The organism is Armatimonadota bacterium, assembly GCA_013359125.1.
Taxonomy (GTDB): Bacteria; Armatimonadota; Fimbriimonadia; order Fimbriimonadales; family GBS-DC; genus JABWCR01.
Genome location: JABWCR010000008.1, coordinates 1 through 16890, shown reverse-complemented (window position 1 = coordinate 16890; position 16890 = coordinate 1). Strand labels below are relative to the sequence as shown.

At 58.8% G+C, this 16890-nt stretch carries 10 protein-coding genes and 1 tRNA gene; 4 read left to right on the top strand and 7 right to left on the bottom strand.

The window, feature by feature from the left end:
• Window positions 1-25: 25 nt before the first annotated feature.
• The 6 genes from HUU60_05405 to nagA form a co-directional block, all read right to left on the bottom strand.
• A complete protein-coding gene (locus tag HUU60_05405; protein ID NUL82147.1) occupies window positions 26-1813 on the bottom strand; it encodes a hypothetical protein in 1788 nt (595 codons plus the stop codon).
• A 44-nt stretch (window positions 1814-1857) separates the two neighbouring features.
• Window positions 1858-7197 carry a carboxypeptidase regulatory-like domain-containing protein gene (locus tag HUU60_05400; GenBank protein NUL82146.1) on the bottom strand — a complete coding sequence of 1780 codons (5340 nt, stop codon included), beginning with the start codon at window positions 7195-7197 and terminating at the stop codon, window positions 1858-1860.
• A 111-nt stretch (window positions 7198-7308) separates the two neighbouring features.
• The gene (locus HUU60_05395) at window positions 7309-7905 is read right to left on the bottom strand and encodes a dephospho-CoA kinase (protein NUL82145.1); all 597 of its coding nucleotides are present in this window, start codon (window positions 7903-7905) and stop codon (window positions 7309-7311) included.
• Window positions 7877-9463, bottom strand: a complete 1587-nt coding sequence (locus HUU60_05390; protein NUL82144.1) for a S1 RNA-binding domain-containing protein — start codon at window positions 9461-9463, stop codon at window positions 7877-7879. The genes HUU60_05395 and HUU60_05390 overlap by 29 nt, the downstream gene beginning before the upstream one ends.
• Window positions 9464-9595: 132 nt before the next feature.
• Window positions 9596-11140: a PQQ-like beta-propeller repeat protein gene (locus tag HUU60_05385; GenBank protein NUL82143.1), complete on the bottom strand. Its 1545-nt coding sequence runs from the start codon at window positions 11138-11140 to the stop codon at window positions 9596-9598.
• 60 nt (window positions 11141-11200) lie between these two features.
• On the bottom strand, window positions 11201-12358 hold the full coding sequence (gene nagA / locus HUU60_05380; protein ID NUL82142.1) for an N-acetylglucosamine-6-phosphate deacetylase: 1158 nt from the start codon (window positions 12356-12358) through the stop codon (window positions 11201-11203).
• Window positions 12359-12403: 45 nt separating this feature from the next.
• Between nagA and pheA the strand changes: the two genes are divergently transcribed.
• The 3 genes from pheA (at window position 12404) to HUU60_05365 (ending at window position 14910) form a co-directional block, all read left to right on the top strand.
• Window positions 12404-13477: a prephenate dehydratase gene (gene pheA / locus HUU60_05375; protein ID NUL82141.1), complete on the top strand. Its 1074-nt coding sequence runs from the start codon at window positions 12404-12406 to the stop codon at window positions 13475-13477.
• 11 nt (window positions 13478-13488) lie between these two features.
• Window positions 13489-13583 (top strand) — tRNA-Ser (locus tag HUU60_05370).
• Between the two features lie 22 nt (window positions 13584-13605).
• Window positions 13606-14910, top strand: coding sequence for a CPBP family intramembrane metalloprotease (locus HUU60_05365; protein NUL82140.1), 1305 nt, complete (start codon window positions 13606-13608; stop codon window positions 14908-14910).
• Here the strand turns inward: HUU60_05365 and ychF are convergent, their stop codons facing one another.
• On the bottom strand, window positions 14911-15969 hold the full coding sequence (ychF, locus tag HUU60_05360) for a redox-regulated ATPase YchF (protein NUL82139.1): 1059 nt from the start codon (window positions 15967-15969) through the stop codon (window positions 14911-14913).
• Between the two features lie 235 nt (window positions 15970-16204).
• Between ychF and HUU60_05355 the strand changes: the two genes are divergently transcribed.
• On the top strand, window positions 16205-16890 hold a 686-nt coding region (locus HUU60_05355; protein ID NUL82138.1), incomplete at its 3' end, for a hypothetical protein.

Sequence of the window (16890 nt, the reverse complement as noted above, 5' to 3'; positions counted from 1 at the left end):
TGGGATGTATTCGCCTGTCGTCTCTCTATTGATTGGGAGGAGGCGGCAGTTCCTGCGTATCGAACTCGAACGGATCGCTGAAAACGAAGCGCGAGCCGTTTCCGGCCGGATCGGGTCGGGGGCCGGGACGGTCGAAAGCGCTGCGCGCTCCAACCCTCCAGAACAATCGGACCCGTTGGCCGCGGTTTATGTTCAGCGGCGCGCCCTCGATATTGAGTCGCTCGGTGCTCAGACTGATTCCGCCGCCGCCTGTCGATGAGATGATCGGCGACACGAACGTCTGAGCGCGATTGATGAAGGTCTTGTCGTACGATACTTCCACCACGTATTCGTTAGCGCCTGCGCTGGTCGTCCAGGTGAACTGAACGTCGCGCGGATCCACATCTTGGCTTCGGTTGAGCGGCGTAACGATGGTAGGAGGCGCTATCACTGTTGCGGATGCGTTGCCCGTAGCGCGGCTAGTCCTGAACACCGTCTGGGACTGGCCACCCGTAACTTGCAGTTGCGAGTAGGTCAGCGCAACCTCGTAGGTGTAGTTGACTCCGGGAGTGATCGCGACGCCCGTACCGTCAGTGTAGTTCGGGTCTTCGGCAGCCTGCTCGTGATGAGGCAAACTCGCATAGACGAAAGTGGCCGGAATAAGGGTGTCGATGAAGGTCGTTTGGTTGCCCTGCAACACTCCAACGGGAACGCGCGCGCCGTTGCCATCGGTGGTCTGCACGTCGCTTCGATAGATCTGCCATTGGATGCGATTAACGTCGCTCTTGGCAAAGATGCTGGGGCTCCAAGTAACCTGCATGATCGGCAGACCGTTGCGGTCGCGTCCGGGCTCGGCAACGACTTTGCCCGCGGCTTCGTTGTTGCCGCTGGCCATCTTGGTGACGGCATAGATGACGCCAACGGCGAGCAAAACGCTGCCGATAGCGCCAAGACCTTTGGATCGGGAGCGAGAAGTGGAATGCTCGATAACGCGGCCACTGGCTCGATCGACGCTGACTTCTGGGATACGGAAGATCGCTCGGGCTTTGTCTTCGGGTCGCACGCCGCGGGTTTCGGCGATGATGATCGCTTCGGCGTCATGATCGGAGACGCGGCGCACACGAACGCGCGCGACTTCTTCACCGCGCCGAATGATGATCATCTCCATGCCTTCCTTGATGCCGCTTCGGAGACCGGAGTTGAGGATGACCTCTCTGGCCGCACGGGTGTTGAGGACTGTCGATTCGGGGATCGTATAGGTCAGCACTTCTCGAACGGCTTCGAACGCGGCGTTCCCGATCGCTTCGTTAAGAAGCGTGTCGTCCTCGCCGCTGTAGCCTGGCCGAGGGTTGCTCATACCCGCTTTGACGGAACCGTTCACAGTTTCGCCCGACGCCGTATCGACAAACCGAACCTCAAGGATCACGCGGCATTGGCGCGGCGTGCCGGAGAAGGTGACCGAGCGGACATCGCCCGTGATAAAGGTGTCGGTGCGGAGGGCTTGCCCCAATCGCAAGTAGCCCACGCGATTGAGAGGCGTTGCGAGCCCGAGATCGCTGAGCTGTCGGTCGACCGCGCTCTGTTGCATAAGAGCGAACCGATTGGACTTTCGAATCTCAAGGCCAACGGCATCGGCAGCGGCGCGAGCCAAGCCGGCGCCTCCATAGCCGCTGGTGTTGTTGAAGTCCAAAACGGCCGCTGTCGGCGCCGTTTCGAACCCGGGCTGCGCATAGGCAGCCGAAGCAAAGGGCAACAGGCATGGCATGATTGCCAGGTTCGCCACTGCCGCCCACGTTAACATCTTGACCGAGACCGCTTTAGTCCAGTTATTCACTACGGTCGCTCCTCCTTGGTGTACCGAGTTCGTCTCATTGTTTGCTATCTCGTCAGGACCAGCGGCGCAACGCTTCGGGCGGCTTGGCCGTCCGTGGTTGAGGCTCTGATCTCGACCGTGTACTGACCGGGCGGCAGGGCGATGCCGCTTTGGTTGCGGCCGTCCCATACTGCCTGGTTGGCGCCCGCGCTGCGTCCCGCCCTGTTCTCCAGGGTGCGCACAACCTTGCCGCCGGACAAGATTCGGACTTCTACCTGCGCATCGCGCGTGATGGAGTACGAAACCGTGTGCGCGCCGTTCGTCGCTCGACCGCCTGTGACCTGCGTGTTATTGATCCGCAACAGGCCGCTGCTGGGCGCCATTTCGATCCTAAACCGATGCTGGCCGCCGCTGGCGGATGCGCGGAATGTGTAAGCGCCGGTCGTCCTCATGTAGCGCCGTTCGTTGGTTTCAAGATCGACGAGCACTGGATTGACCGTCCTGGGCGCTCGCGTGATCTCTGGCCAACGGAGCGTTATTTCGGCTCCGGCCACGTTTGTGTCGACCATAAAGTCCCAGCTGGCGGCTCGACCCTTGTTTCGGATATCGACGCCATAGGGACCGCTGTGCCCGCCCCAATCGTTGCGCGGCATGACGAGATAGAGATATTCGTCGCCCACCGGAGGCGGTTTCAACAGATCGTGCACGTTGTCAAATCCGTCCGTCGCAGAGCTGGCCGCACCGACCAGGATGGTGTCCGCATAGTCGCTCGTGTTGGCCACAATCGCCATGCGCCATTCCGATGCCGTTCTTGGAACGGCGCGCCCGGCCGCCGACGAAACCTGAGCCCCAGGCGGGATGATAAGCGTCAGATCGCGATAGGCGAATATCCAGTATCCGCGCCAAGGATCGATCTGGGTTTGCGCCGCTTGATATTGTCCGGATTGGAAGCCCCAGAGGCTGTTCGCAATCAAGCCCTTCGCAACGGCTTGCTGGTTTGTGATCTGCTGGCCGTTATCGGGATCGACCACTCGGGTCGCCGACCAGCTGATCGCGAATCGGAACGGATCGCCGATCAGGTTCCAGCCTTGCTTGAGCGCGATCGGCTGATCCTGCGTTTCGTTGGCCAACGTGCCTTCGATCGTCAGACTGAGGTTGTTGGCGGTTTGGATCCAGTAGCCTCGGCCATGCTTGAAGGTGGTTGCCGGCGCGATCGGGTGGAAGATGTATTTGCCGTTTGCCGCGTCCCAGCCGTAGAACAGGAAGTTGGCCGTGCCGCGATCGCCTTGAGACACTCCGAGCAAGTCGGCGATATCTTGTGCGTAATCGTACGGCGACGAAACCAGAGACAGACCTTTGGGGAAGGTGCGCAACGGCTCGCCGATAAAGTCGGCCACATTCGTCTGGGCGCCGGAGTTGACCGTGATGTTGCGGGTCATCGGCGTAAAGGTGAAGCCGGTTTTCGAAGGTCTGATGACGTAGTCGGCAGCATCGACGCTTGGGAAGGTGTACTGGCCGTTTGCGTTTGTCGTCGCGGTGTACTTGACCGCTCCGGCGAATACCAGTTCCATTAGAACGTTGGGCTCTCCGGCATTGTCGATCTTGCGTCGCACGGTACCGATCACCGAACCGGGCGGCAGGTTCAACAGCCGGAAGGTGAGCGTAACGGTCTGACCTGCTTGCAACACGGCGCCGAGGGAGCCAGGCTGGAAGCCGGGCGCAACGGCTGTAACTTCGTAAGTGCCCGCTGGGACTACCATGCTGAAGGCGCCGTTCGCATCAGAAACTGCGCTGCCGCGCTCGATGGTGCCAGCCAACACTCTAAGCTGGGCGCCCGCAATCGGCAGTCCGGTCGCATCTGCGATGACCGTTCCGTCGATTGTCCCAGGCAATGGTTCGACCACGAAGTCTTGCGGCAATGTTAGGACTGCTCCGGGCGTAACGGCCGCGTCTTGGAACGGTGGCGTGCTGCCTGGCTGGAAGCCAAGCGCCGCAGCGTCCGCGGTTACGCGCCAGTCGCCCACCGGCACGCGGTTCAGTTCGACAACGCCATCGGGGCCAGTTATGCTTGTTATCGCGGGTTCGGCCACATCGTCAAGGCTGGTAGCGGTCGCTATGGCGCCTTGGACGGGCGTGCCGTTGATGTCGACGACGCGCGCGCGGATCGTTCCCGGCGGCACCTTGAGCATCATTAGGTTCATTGTGTACAAGCCGGGATCGCACCAACTGATCGTCTCAGGGTGTTGGGTCCTAAAGCCGACTCGCTCGGCATCGACCAAGTAAAGGCCGGCTTCGAGACCTTGGATGAGATAGCGGCCTTCGCTGTCTGTGATGCCGTATCCCATGATTTGACCGGCTATCGTTGCCGGCGCCAGCGCCGTTACTCTGACAAGCGCTCTGGGCAAAGGCTTCACTTCGTTCGTTTCGGGATCGAACTGCTGGACGATGCCGGTAAGTTCGGAAGTGAAGTAGGCCGCGACCATGTTGTGGATGATCTTGTTTCGATAAGAGCGATTCCACACGCCGCCGGTCATCTGGTTGTAGTGAGAATGGACGCCTTCGATTCCAAACGCGAATGCCGACAGCCTTGCGCCCGTTGCCGCGTCGGTGTAGTAGAAGCCGGCTCGGTCGCTGGCGCCTGTGGTGCCAGGAGTACCGTATCGATACTGCGACCGATCGGTCGGGTTGACCGTAACGGTATCGATCCAGACTTGATTCCAGGCGGCGTCCATAAAGAAGGGGCCGAGCGGCATGGACTGCATTGCGGCAAACGTGAACGTGATCAGGTTGCCCTGATCGTCTATCTGGAACACGCCGGGGTTGGCCAGCCTCAGGTCGGCAGGAGCGTCGCATTCGACGGTTCCGCCGACAATGCGTATCCAGCAACAACCCGCCCCAACGTTCTGCCCGACGAAGTTCGCTTCGCCAGCAGCGGGAACGATGGCCAGTAATCGGTGGCGCAGACCGTCATAAGGCGTCAAGAAGACATCTTCTGCCGTGTCAGAATCGTAGGTCATCCTTAGAACTGTCTGGAGGAAGTCGTTGGACAGGCCTCCGTTCAAACTTAGGGCCCACGCAATGTCCTGACCAGTAACTGCAAGGCGACCGCCCGACTGCATATAAGTTCTCAATGCCTGTTGAACGTTGACATCCAGCAGATGTCCAGGGCCGGCCCACACGTCGCCGGTGTAAGGGCTGGAGAACAAGACCATTCTCTTGACGACCGACTTGAGTCGAGTTCCGCCGACCAGATCGATCGGTTCCGGCTCCATACGCGGCAGGTAGCCCGCGAGCAATCCGGCATTGAGGGGCAAACGGCACTGGACTCGATAGAGATCGTAGGTGTCGTCATTGGTGGTGTTGATTCCCAAGGTATCCGAGCGCATGCTCATCAAGGGGTTGCGCGGGCTAGGGAACGGTCCGTCGCCAAATATTGGCAACTGCTGATTGCCGACGGTCGCGAGGTCGAACGGGAACTTGCCGGTCGGGTTGTCCGTCAGGTAGCTCTCGGTCGGGATCCACGTGGGGCGCGCGACGGAAGCGCCGATCGGGGCGCCGCGCGTTTGGACGAACTGTTGTCCCGCGCTGTGATCGGCGATCAGCAGAATCTTGTTGCGGGCGGCAAAGTTCAGCGTTGTAAAGCCGGCAATGTTGTCGTAGACGAAGAAGTTGTTGGCGTTGTCTCGCACGATCAGATCGACGTAGAAGTCGCTGGCCGTCAAGGGTGTGATCCAAGTTGTCGTGAACCAGCCGTCCCCCGCGACCTCGCCTTCAGGCTCGTTGCCGCCTAGGGACACTGGGCCGTCGTCGAACAATCGAATGGCCGATGGCAGTGGATCTTGGCTCGGGATCGGGAAGCCGAGGATCGGGTAGACGGCGTATGAATCGACAAACTCGCCAGTAACAGGATCGATCGCTTGCTGGCCGATCTCGACAAAAGTAGGCACTGTGATCGACGTATCGACCAGAATGCTCGCCAGCAGGTATATCTTGTGCTCCAAGCCCTCGAAATCTTGTTCGGCGCTATCCGGGTCTTTGAACTGAGCGTAGACCGAGCGGATGCCGCTCTGAAAATCGGTTACACGAGCTTTGACGGTGATCGGAGTGCCTGGCAACGACTCTTTCGGAGTGACTACGGGCAGCTCTTCGAGAGTTGGGGGCGTCAGGTCTTCGACCAACGATTCCCAGATGTCGTGCGCGCCCTGGGTGTTGGTCGCGTTCGGTCGCGCCGATTGATAGGCAAATCGATTGAACTGGATCGCGGAGGTTGGATACTCCGCGCCAGGACTGCTCGGATCGAGGGTCAATGCGAGCGGTCGGTTGATGTTGTTAGCATCGTCTTCGGGCAATGGATTGGCCGACATGCGCCAGATGTCGAACGTCGTGCCGACCGAGGTTGTTCGCTGAGCAAGCGCGGTGGCCTTTCTGGTGGACGCAAATAAGAGCGTTCCCGAATCGGCCGACCATGCGGGCTGGCGATCCTTTGCCTGAGGGAAGTTGGTCCATCGGAACTCGAACGCCGAGGGATAGTCCATCAGGTAGATGCTGCTCGAGCCGTCTCCAGCCACCCTTGTAAAGGCGATTTGATCGCCATTGGGGGCCCAAGCAGGTTCCATGTCGTGGAATCCGGCAGGCGGATTGGAAAGTCGCCTGTACATCGTCCCATCGTCAAACGGGAAGCCGTCGGTTCGCGCAAGGAAGATCTTGAACTGGCCGCCTTCTCGGTTCGACGAGAATGCCACGAGGTTGCCGTTGGGCGCCAGAGTGGGCCGCCGATTTTCGAACAAGTCGTTTGTGATGGCGATCCGCGTGCCAGGCTGTACGGTGCGAAAGATAATGTTGTAGTTAGCGTTGGCAGCGGCGGGTCTGTTGGCGTAAGCCATCAGGATTGCGTTCGCCGAGACCGATGGTTCAATTTGATCGCCGCTGGCCTCTTCGGGCACATTTCCCGTAAGCCGAACCGCGCTACCGCCTTCGTTGTCCATCCTCCAGATGTGGTAGGCGCCGCCGACGCCTGTCAGACGGCCTGCCGCGTTGGTGCCGGTCGCATTGGACGCGACGAATAAGTTCCTAAAGTCGGCGTTGTATACGGGATGGATCTCGTCGCTCAGCGCATTGGTAACGTCTCGATCCTGCAGAGGACCTCTTCCATTAGCCCGCTGGCGCGCTGGCGGCGTAAAGCTTCTTGTATTGTTGAGGGTTCTGTTTTCCTTCTGAGCGTTGAGCCGGCCTGTAACCGGGTTCATGTTGGGCGCAACGCGATAGTTCTTTTGAGGAATGACGTAAGGGTTGTTTCGGTCGTACTTGGGCCTGGGCGCTCCCGGAACGGTTCCGCCCCCGTCTTGACCCCAGCTCCATCCGACCAACGATACCGTTACTAAGAGTGCGATGTTTCGTAAGGACATGATTGATCCTCCAGTTTCGGCCTGCTTACTCATTCTCCTGCCCGCCTTGCAAAATCGGAATGCCCAAAAAACGAAGGGGGTACTGCCCTTCGCACGATAGACGAGCAACCGCTAAGAAAGTAACGCCCAAATCTTATCCACCTGTCCATAGGTATTTTCGACAGTTTTGCCGGTATCAATCACCCAATCGGCAAAGTTCCTGCGCTCGTCGTCCGACAATTGAGACCTTAGAATCCCTTCTGCGACCTCGTTTGCAACTCCCCGAGCCTCCAGGCGCTTCCTTTGTGCCGCTGCACCGGCCTCCGTCGCAACGATCTGATCGAACTCTCCTTGAAGCGATGTTTCGACCAAAAGAGGGACTTCCACGACCGTGCGATCGTCGGCAAGCGAGCGAATTCGACGCAAGACTATCGGATGGGTGATCGCATTCAGCGAGCGTCGAGCCTCCGGATTGTCAAAGACGATGCGCCCAAGCGCTTGGGCGTCGAACTTTCCGTCGCTATCGAAGGCTTCTTTGCCGAAGATCGCTCTCACTTGCGCCAACCAGTCGGGATCGGCTCGCAGGTCTCGCACGAGCGCATCCGAGTCGAGGGCGGCGGCGCCGAGCGATTTGAATCGGCTTAGAACCGTGCTCTTGCCGCTGGCCGCTCCGCCTGTTATCGCTATCTTCATGGTCGAATTAGTCATCAGACGGCTTTTCTTCGGCATTGGGTTCCGCCTCGACTTCGCCTTGAGGTTCCTCGGCTGCTTCGGCCACGGCCGGCTCAGCAGCCGCATCAGAGACCGCAACTTCTTCTGCGGCATCGGCCGCCGGCTCTGGCATTGGCGCATCAGAGACAGGCGCCGATGGTTCGGCAGGCGTTTCCTCGCCCAATTCTTTGGCGATCAAGCCTTGTAGTTTTTCTTGCAGGCGGTCGCCAATGGTGAATCCTGCGCTCGGTGTCGCTCGATTCTTTTGCTGAAATCGCTCCGCCTCGCGTCGGTCGGCTTCCTCTTGTTGATTCTTGAGGCTAACGACCATTCGCCGTCCATTGGGGTTGAGCTCGATGATGGTTCCTTCGATGATTTGTCCCAGCCGCACCACGTCCTCGGCGTTTTTGGGTCTTCGAGCCGCCATCTCGGAAAGGGGGATGAACGCTTCGACCTGTTCGGGAAGCCTCACGAACGCGCCGCTCTTTACGACTCGGCTAATGGGCGCCGTAACGGTCGCGCCGACTTGGTAGTGATCGGGTATTTCGGACCATGGGTCGGGCGTGGCCTGTCTTAAGCTGAGCGACACTTTGCCGCGCTCCCGCTCTAACTTGACCACTTTGACCTGAATCTGCTGGCCCTCGCTCAGCACATCTTTGGGTTCTTCCACTCGGCTCCACGACATCTCGCTGATGTGGAGCAGGCCCTCGTACCCGCCGATATCGACGAATGCGCCGTAGGCTGCAAAACGCCTGACCGTGCCGTCCAAAATGTCCCCTTCCTGGAGCTTTGCAAAGATGGCCGACTGCCGTTCTTGGCGGTCCTTGCGCTTCTGATCGAACATCTGTTCTTCGGCCAATCGATTGGAAACGACGACCTTTCGCCTCTCGCGGTCGATCTCCAAGACCTTGACAGGCAGGCTCTGGCCGACAAATCGGTCCAGATTCTTCAGGCCGCCGTGGGCGCCCACATGGCTGCCCGGGATGAAGCCTCGCACGCCTAAATCAACGACCAAGCCGCCCTTGACACGCTCGATCACCATGGCTTGCAGGGTTTTCTTGTCGCGCATGGCCTCTTCGATCTCTTCCCACTTGTCCTCAAATTGCGCTTGACGATGGCTGAGCTGCAAGCCTTCTTTTTCTCGGGCCGTCCCCGTTACAATGGCGTTGATCTTGTCATCGGGACTAAATACGCCTTCCGCAGTGGTCAGATTGCCATCGGCCAACTCGTTCAAAGGGATCCTAATTTCATGCTTGAGACCGACGTCTACGAGCACGCCTTCGCGATCGGCTTGGACGACCTTTCCCTCTACCATCTCTCCCCGCTTGAGCGATCGGCCGCCCACGTCGGAGTCTTCTACTTGACGCATGACGTCTTCCATCGTGAGGTCTGAGGCTCCAGGAACGGCAGGCGGAGCTATTGGCTCCTCGATGGGCTGTTGGGCCGCCACTGGGGTTATGGGCTCAACGGAGACTTCAGTCTGTTCAGATTGCTGGTCGCTGATCAGGTCGATAGGCTCGGGCTGCTCGTTTGGCTGAGCGCCCTCTGCCTGCTGTTGCTCGTCGTCTAAACGCATGGTCGAAAGATCCTCCTAACGAAACGGCTATCTATTTTGACACATTCATCGCGTCTCCTTCCAAACCCAAAGAAGCGAAACCCCGCCAGGCTTCAGCGGGGATCGCCAAACGCTAACTTCGTCAGTCTACCGCTACTTGCCGCCTGCGTTCCCTTGTCGAATTCCCACGATATACCGATTCGATACCGAAACGTGCAATACGCCGTCGGCATCTAAGATCGGAGTAACGGAGATGGGGTAGCGAAAAGCCAGCACCCATCGCTGCGTGCCGTTGGGATCGAACGAAAACAGGTTGCCCCGATCGTCGCCGACGTAGACGTTGCCGTCGCGGTCGATGAGCGGAGTGCAACGGCTTGGGCCGGAAAGCTGACGCTCCCATCGAACCGTGCCGTCCTGAGTGTTGATGTTGAACAGGCGCGCGTTCGGCTTGCCTGCAGTAACGTAAGCTGTGTTGTTAATGCTGATCGACGGGCCGGTCGAAATGGCGTGCCCAAGTTGAGTTTGCCAAACGACGGGGTTCTGCTGAGCGGGATTTAGGCGAAACAGTCGGCCCGACATGGTCGCCGCCACAATGGTCCAGCCTTCGGGCGTGATCGCCGAGTTGGTGTTGAACGAGTCGCTCATGACTTCGTCGCCAGTCAGCGATCGGATCGTCATGTTCCTTGACGGCGCAAGAATCGTGCCCACTTGCGGATTGCTGATGACGTCGTGCACTTGCACCGAGCCGTTCCGCAACCCAGAGACGATCCGATTGTTCGTCGCGTCGAAAGCGGACGACCCGACGGCCTGGTGCGGCATTCCTGTGAGAAAAGCGTCCGCGGGACCAAAGAAGCCGGCCAAAGCCGTTTCAAAGTTCGGGTAAAGATTGTAGCCTTGAAACGTGTAGGTAACCGGGTTGCCTGCTGCGGTATAGCGCACATACCACATCCAACCGACATACCACTGAACGCCGCCGGTGTCTACAAAGGTTACAAATGGAAATCCGCCGTTGGGACTGCTAACGACGGGCGGAGTCTGCACGAAGCCTGTGGTCGTAAACTGGTGCGAACCACCCAGCACGGCAAAAAAGCTGCCCGTAAACACGCTGAACTGATTCGCCCTGTACGAAAACTGATCGCCCATGAAGACGTTGTTTCCGATCCGAACCTGTCGCATCGGAATGCCGACTCCGGCGCCCGTCACTGGGTTGACCGTCTGCATCAAAATGTCGTTCTTTCCGCCCGAGACGTACCAGAGCGGCACATACATATCGGGATCAGGGAAGCCGTCGCCGTCTAAGTCGACCGGTTGATTGTTCTGGTCGCGCAAACATACGGCTGCCAAGGTCATGCAGGTCGTGGTCGGCGATCCGTAGAGCGGCCCGTATGTGCCCTCCAGGACTCCAGTCTCCCCATTCAGGAACAAATAGCCTCTGTATAGCGGCTTGCTAAACGCTTGCGGCACCCATAGGAGTTCGCCATCGTGAGTGATTTCATCGGAGGCTCCACCGAATGGGAAAGAGTAGGAAATGACCGGTATGGACGGCCCCGCGGCGGCCGCTTGGCGATGAGTGATGGCCAAATCCTTGCCCCATTGCGGCCAGACGCTGTCCTCGGTGAACGGATACTCCAGCGGCCTTTGGGCGATCCCCAAGGCGACCAATCCAGACATCAGCATAAGCGCAAACGATGACTTCATCTTATTCCCTCCTGCGCGAACTTATCGATAGCCGCGCGCGAATTATACTCACATAGTCGATCAGGCCGGTGCGCGCCTTCCCGCTATGTAAGTTTCGACGATCGAACGACTTTTCCTGCTCCAACCAAAAAAATCGGCCTCTGCGCCGACAGCCAGAGTTCCAAGCTTTCCCTGCAATCCCAACGATTCGGCTGGATTTGCGCAACACAACAGCGTTGCGGCTTCTAATCCCAATGCCGATTCTGCGTTTCTCAGGCATGCGTCCATGCCGATCGCGCTGCCCGCCAGCGTCGTTTCGTCCTCCTCCAATCGGGCTGCGCCGTTCTTGACTATGGCGCCATGGCCCCAAAGTTCGAAGCGATAGCCTTCCGGCATTCCAGCGCCCGTCGTGCCGTCCGAGACGCAGATCACATGCGAAGCGCCTTTGATTTGACAAAGAATCTTCGCAATAGGTTCCACCACGTGCACATTGTCCCAGATCAGTTCGGCCTTTAGTTCGGCACGAGCCAGCACGGCGCCGACCGTGCCCGGATCGCGATGATGCATGGGCCGCATAGCGCAAAAGCAGTGCGTAGCGTGCCGAGCGCCCATGTCGATCGCTCGACTGACTTCATCGAACGTCGCGTTCGTATGTCCGACGGATGCGATGATGCCCTGGTTACTCAGAAACTTCACCAAATCGAAGCCGCCTTCTACTTCCGGCGCCAAGGTAACCACTTTTATAAGGTCCATCCATCGATCAAACGTCGCTTCGAACTCGCTGGCATCCGGGGTCCGAATGAACTCGGGCGGCTGAGCGCCTTTGTACTTTAAGTTGATATAGGGGCCTTCCAAGTGAAGCCCCACTAACCGGGCGCCGGGCAAATCGCCTTTCATCGCATCTTCGGCGGCAGCGCAACAGGTCGCTATCGCATCTAGCGGGGCTGTCAGTGGCGTCGATAGAAAGGCCGTAACTCCACAGTTCGCCAGCCTTCTGGACATAAACTCAATGACCTCGACCGTGCCTTCCATCAAGTCGCGACCGCCGCCGCCGTGGACATGAATGTCGATCATGCCGGGCAATACGGCATGACTTGTTAGATCGATATCGGGGGAATCGACCCGAACGCCTGGCGAATACTCTTCGTGCGAGACGATCTTGCCGTCGTCTATTAGGAGAGATTTAGGGCCAAAGTTAACCCCGTCCGTAATCAGTTCGCCGCAAAAAACTCGATGCATCGGCCCGATTCTACCTATGGCGCTCGTTCGAGGTAACCTGAAGCGGTGAACGAGAAGATTGAGAAACTCCGAAAGCGCATCGATGCGCTGGACGATCAACTGCTTTCGATGTTGAACGAGCGCGCGGAACTGTCCAAGCTGATCGGACAGTTGAAAGGCGCAGCGCAGGAAACGTTTTTCACGCCCGAACGAGAGAGCGAGATTCATCGTCGTCTGGCCTCGAAGAACCCAGGCCCTTTGTCGAAGGAGCAGTTGCAGACCCTCTTTCGAGAGATTATTTCTGCGTCGCGCTCGCTGGCCAAACCGCCCCGCGCGGTCTATTGGGGGCCGCCAGGAAGCTACTCCGAACAGGCCGCGAAGCTCGCCTTTGGGGCCTGGTCCGAACTGAGCGCGGTGGACGACTTGGACGAGGCCTTCGCCAAGGTCGAAACGCGCCAGGCCGACTACGCCGTGCTGCCGATTGAAAACTCGATCGCCGGAGTCGTGGTCGAATCGCTCGACCGTCTGTTGCGCACGACGGCCAAGCTGTGCGGCGAGATCTATCTTCCGATCTCTCATGCACTGGTCAGCAAAGAAACAAACCTTGCCAAAGTCAAAGCGGTCTATGTCGGCCCTCAGCCTAAGGCGCAGTGCCGGCGATGGCTCGAAGCCAATCTGCCGAGCGCAGAGTTGATCGACTGCTCGCCTTCGTCTCGCGCCGCCCAAATGGCCGCGGAGAAGAACGGCGCCGCAGCCATTGCCAGCGCGGAGGCGGCCAAACTCTATGGTCTCAACGTTTTGGCCATTGGAATCGAAAGCCAGGAGAGCAACACCACGCGCTTTCTGATCCTTGGCTTCAATCAGCCCCGACCGACCGGCAAGGATAAAACCGCCTTGCTGTTTGCGGTCAAGGACCGGCCTGGTCAGCTTTACCGCGCATTGGGAGCCTTCAACAAAAGAAAACTCAATTTAACGATGATCGAGTCGCGCCCGCACCCTCGAAAACCCTTCTCCTACATGTTTTACGTCGAGATTCAGGGACACCGGGACGACGCCGCTTTAGCCGAGGCAATCGAGGCTCTCGAGCGCTATGCGGCGGACGTTCAGCCCCTCGGTTCCTTCCCTGAGGCTATGGTATAATCGCCTTAGACGGAGAGTTGCCTGAGTGGTCGAAAGGGGCCGCCTGCTAAGCGGTTGTAGCAGCGTAGAGCTGTTACCCAGGGTTCGAATCCCTGACTCTCCGCCATTCTGTCAGAATCCCCTGTGCTATGGACCCGCCGATCAAGCCGATGCCGGGCGCTTGGTTCTTTACCCTCTTCGTGATTGGCGCGATGGTGGCGCTCAACGTCTACGAATTTAGTCGCAACTCCAGAAACCAACCGACTTCCCGCCAGGCTACGGCCATATCGAGCATCGAGTTCCGGCTCAAACAAGATTTCGTCGAAGGCGGGCCGGCGCTTGGGCAAAAGTTCGATCCTTGGAAGAGTTTAGAGGAACTCAACGCTTTGACCGGTCCGGCTCGACCGCTGGCTTCTCGACTCGGCCTCGTAATTGAGCACGAATACAAACTCTATGGCCCTAGCGCCGCCTACTGGCAATTGACCCAGGAGAAAGGCAAGAACGCCGAAGCTTGGCGAAAACTCTATTCCAAGTCCGCCCTGACATCGGTGGACGAAGCAGAAATCAAGAAGGAGATCGCACGGACCGATCTGGGCTGGTCGCGGGTTTTAGCCCGAGCGCACCTTGACGAGCGGCTCGGCAAGGACCCTGATAGAGACCGAATCAAAAACAAAGCTTTGGCCGGGCTGTCGATCAGCGCCCTGGTCATCTTGACGATGCTCTTAGCCGCACTTCTCGGCCTTGTGTTTTGGCTGCTTCGACTGAAGCGCGGCGCGGCGGCGGCTATCGACCCAAGGCCTGCCCTGAATCTGCCGCCTTGGGCGTACGACGGGCTTGCGGCCGCGGCGGGCATCTACATCCTCGCAATCGCCCTTATTCCTTCTCCGCGAGACTCAGGGTCAGGATGGCATATGCCGACAAACCTTTTGATCGGCGTCTGGTTGGCGCTGGCATGGATGCACCGAGTTATCCAGCGAGCGGGCGGAGAATCGCCGCTTCGATTCCATAGCGATCGCGCTTGGCACGAAGCCCTTTCAGGCTACTGCCGCTTTGCTGCGCTGCTCTTCCCCTTATTCGCCTTGTCGATCTGGATAACCCTGGATCTGCCGCAGCCCAAATCGGCGATAAGCGATGTCGATCTGCTCTCTATGCCATGGGCCAGCGCGACCGCCTTGTTCCTCACGGCTTCCATTATCGCTCCGATTACTGAGGAGATCGTCTTTCGCGCCGGGCTGTTCGTCGCCCTATGGCAACGCACCGGTCGGCCTTATCTTTCTGCTTGGATCACGGCGTTTGCGTTCGCAATCATTCACCCGCAGTTCATTGGCGGGCTGCTGGGGGTAACCGCTTTAGCCGTCATCATGGCGCTGGCCTATGCGAGAACCCGTTCGTTAGCGGCTCCAATCCTTATCCATGCGATCAACAACGGTCTGATTACCCTTTTGGCCGCTTAGTCAGACTTTGAAGCGAATGTTGATCACGTCGCCGTCTTTCAAGCGATACTCGCGGCCTTCCAGCTTTGTGCGTCCGGCATGGTGCGCCGGTTGCCAGCCGCCGCACTCGACAAAGTCCTCATAGTGGCAGACCTCGGCACGGATGAAGCCCCTGGCCAAATCCGAGTGGATTATGCCTGCCGCCTCCAACGCAGACCCGCCGATCGGCAACGGCCAAGAGCGCGTATCGTCGCCGACCGTATAGAACAGTTGCTTGCCAAATCGCCCGAAAACCGCTTGCTGCAACGATTCCAGACGGGCTTCGCTCAAACCCACCAGTTCCAAATACTCAGCCTTCTCGTGTTCTTCCGCCATGGCGTGTTCATGCTCGAACGTTGCAGAGAGGGCGACCAAAGGCAAATTTAATCCTGTGCAAAGTTCTGCCAAGCGAGCATATCCCTGATCGCTCGTTTCTCTTCCGAGAATTCCCTCTGGCACGTTGGCCGCCACGACGACTGGTTTTTGCGTAAGGAACGAGAAGCTGGCCAGGCGCTGCCGGTCCTCGTTAGAAGCCTCAACGTCCGCGACCGACTTGCCGGAGTTCAGCGCCTTCATGATCCTCTCGAGCGAGAGCATCTCAGTCTTGTCCGACGGCGCTTCGCGATGGGTTCCGATCTGTTTGTGCAACCGCTCGATTCGATTCTCGACGGCCTGCAGATCGCTAAGAGCGAACTCGTCCAAGAAGAACCTGAGATCGCGCGAGGGATCGATCGCCGAATGAAAGGGCGCAAACGGCGTATCGAACAATCGCAAAACGACCACCAGAGCCTCCATCTCTCGCGCGGCCGTCAAGGTCGCCTTTGCGCTGGGCTTGTCTTCGGTCTGCGGATCGGGCAGATCGTCGTGCCACTCGATGTGCACGGAGACGACCTTCTTGGGCTTTACAATGTCAACGATGCGATTCAGTCGGTCGTCGGGCGCAGGCACGCTGGCCACCCCGTCGCGCGCAGAACCGCGCGAAATTGCGCTGAACAGCGTGCTCTTGCCAGAAGCGGCAAATCCGATCAGACCGACTTTCAACGACTAAACTCCACAATCGGCGCCTTCGACGGGCGTTGCGAGGGCAGATACCAGATGAAGTACAAGGTTAGAAACAGAACCAGACAGGCAGCCAGTCCTGAAATCCATCGAGCCAGTGAACCTTTCCGCGTCTTCATCCATCATGTATAATAGCAAATCGACGCGCGGAGTCTTGAAGGAATCGGCGGAACTGCGCCGAATCTAGGTCGGACATCGCATCAGGAGGCTTATGACAATGAAAACAATGCGCACCGGATTGATGGCTTTGGCCGCGTTTGGAGCGATCGCCAGCGCCATGGCCCAGGGCCAGCCCGAATCGCAGTTTCTTGGCGTCCGACTGTTGGACGACGTGCGGAAAGTCATGCGCATGTTTGGGAACCCGATCGAGGTGAACTTCCAGCAATCGACGGTTGGCGGCCCGGCTCAAAACGCGCCCGGCGGAATGGGCGGCGCCGCTCGAGAGGACGGAATGGGCGGTGGCGGCGGACTGTCCGGACCGGCAGGAGGGCCTCCTGGCATGAGCGGCGGAATGGGCGGATTCGGCGGTGGAGCCCCTGCGGCGGCCGACCAGTCGACCGCGCGGCTGCTCAACATGACCAGCTACACCTATCGAGTCAAGGGCGGCTACACCTATGTGTTTCTGGTAGGACAGGGCGGCAAGGTCATTCAGATTTCCGCCTACGGCCTCAAGCATTCCCCCTCCATTCGAACTCAGCGCGGAATTGGCCTTGGTTCGACCTACAAGCAAGTGATCGACGCCTACGGCTATCCCACCGACCACGAGTTTGCAGGCGATACGTACACCGTTCGATACTATCGCACCAATGTTGCCTTCACCTTCGATCCTAAGACGCAGAAGGTGATTTCGATCACTATGGCGCTGGGCATGAGACGTTCAATGCCGGGCCAGGGCGGAATGGC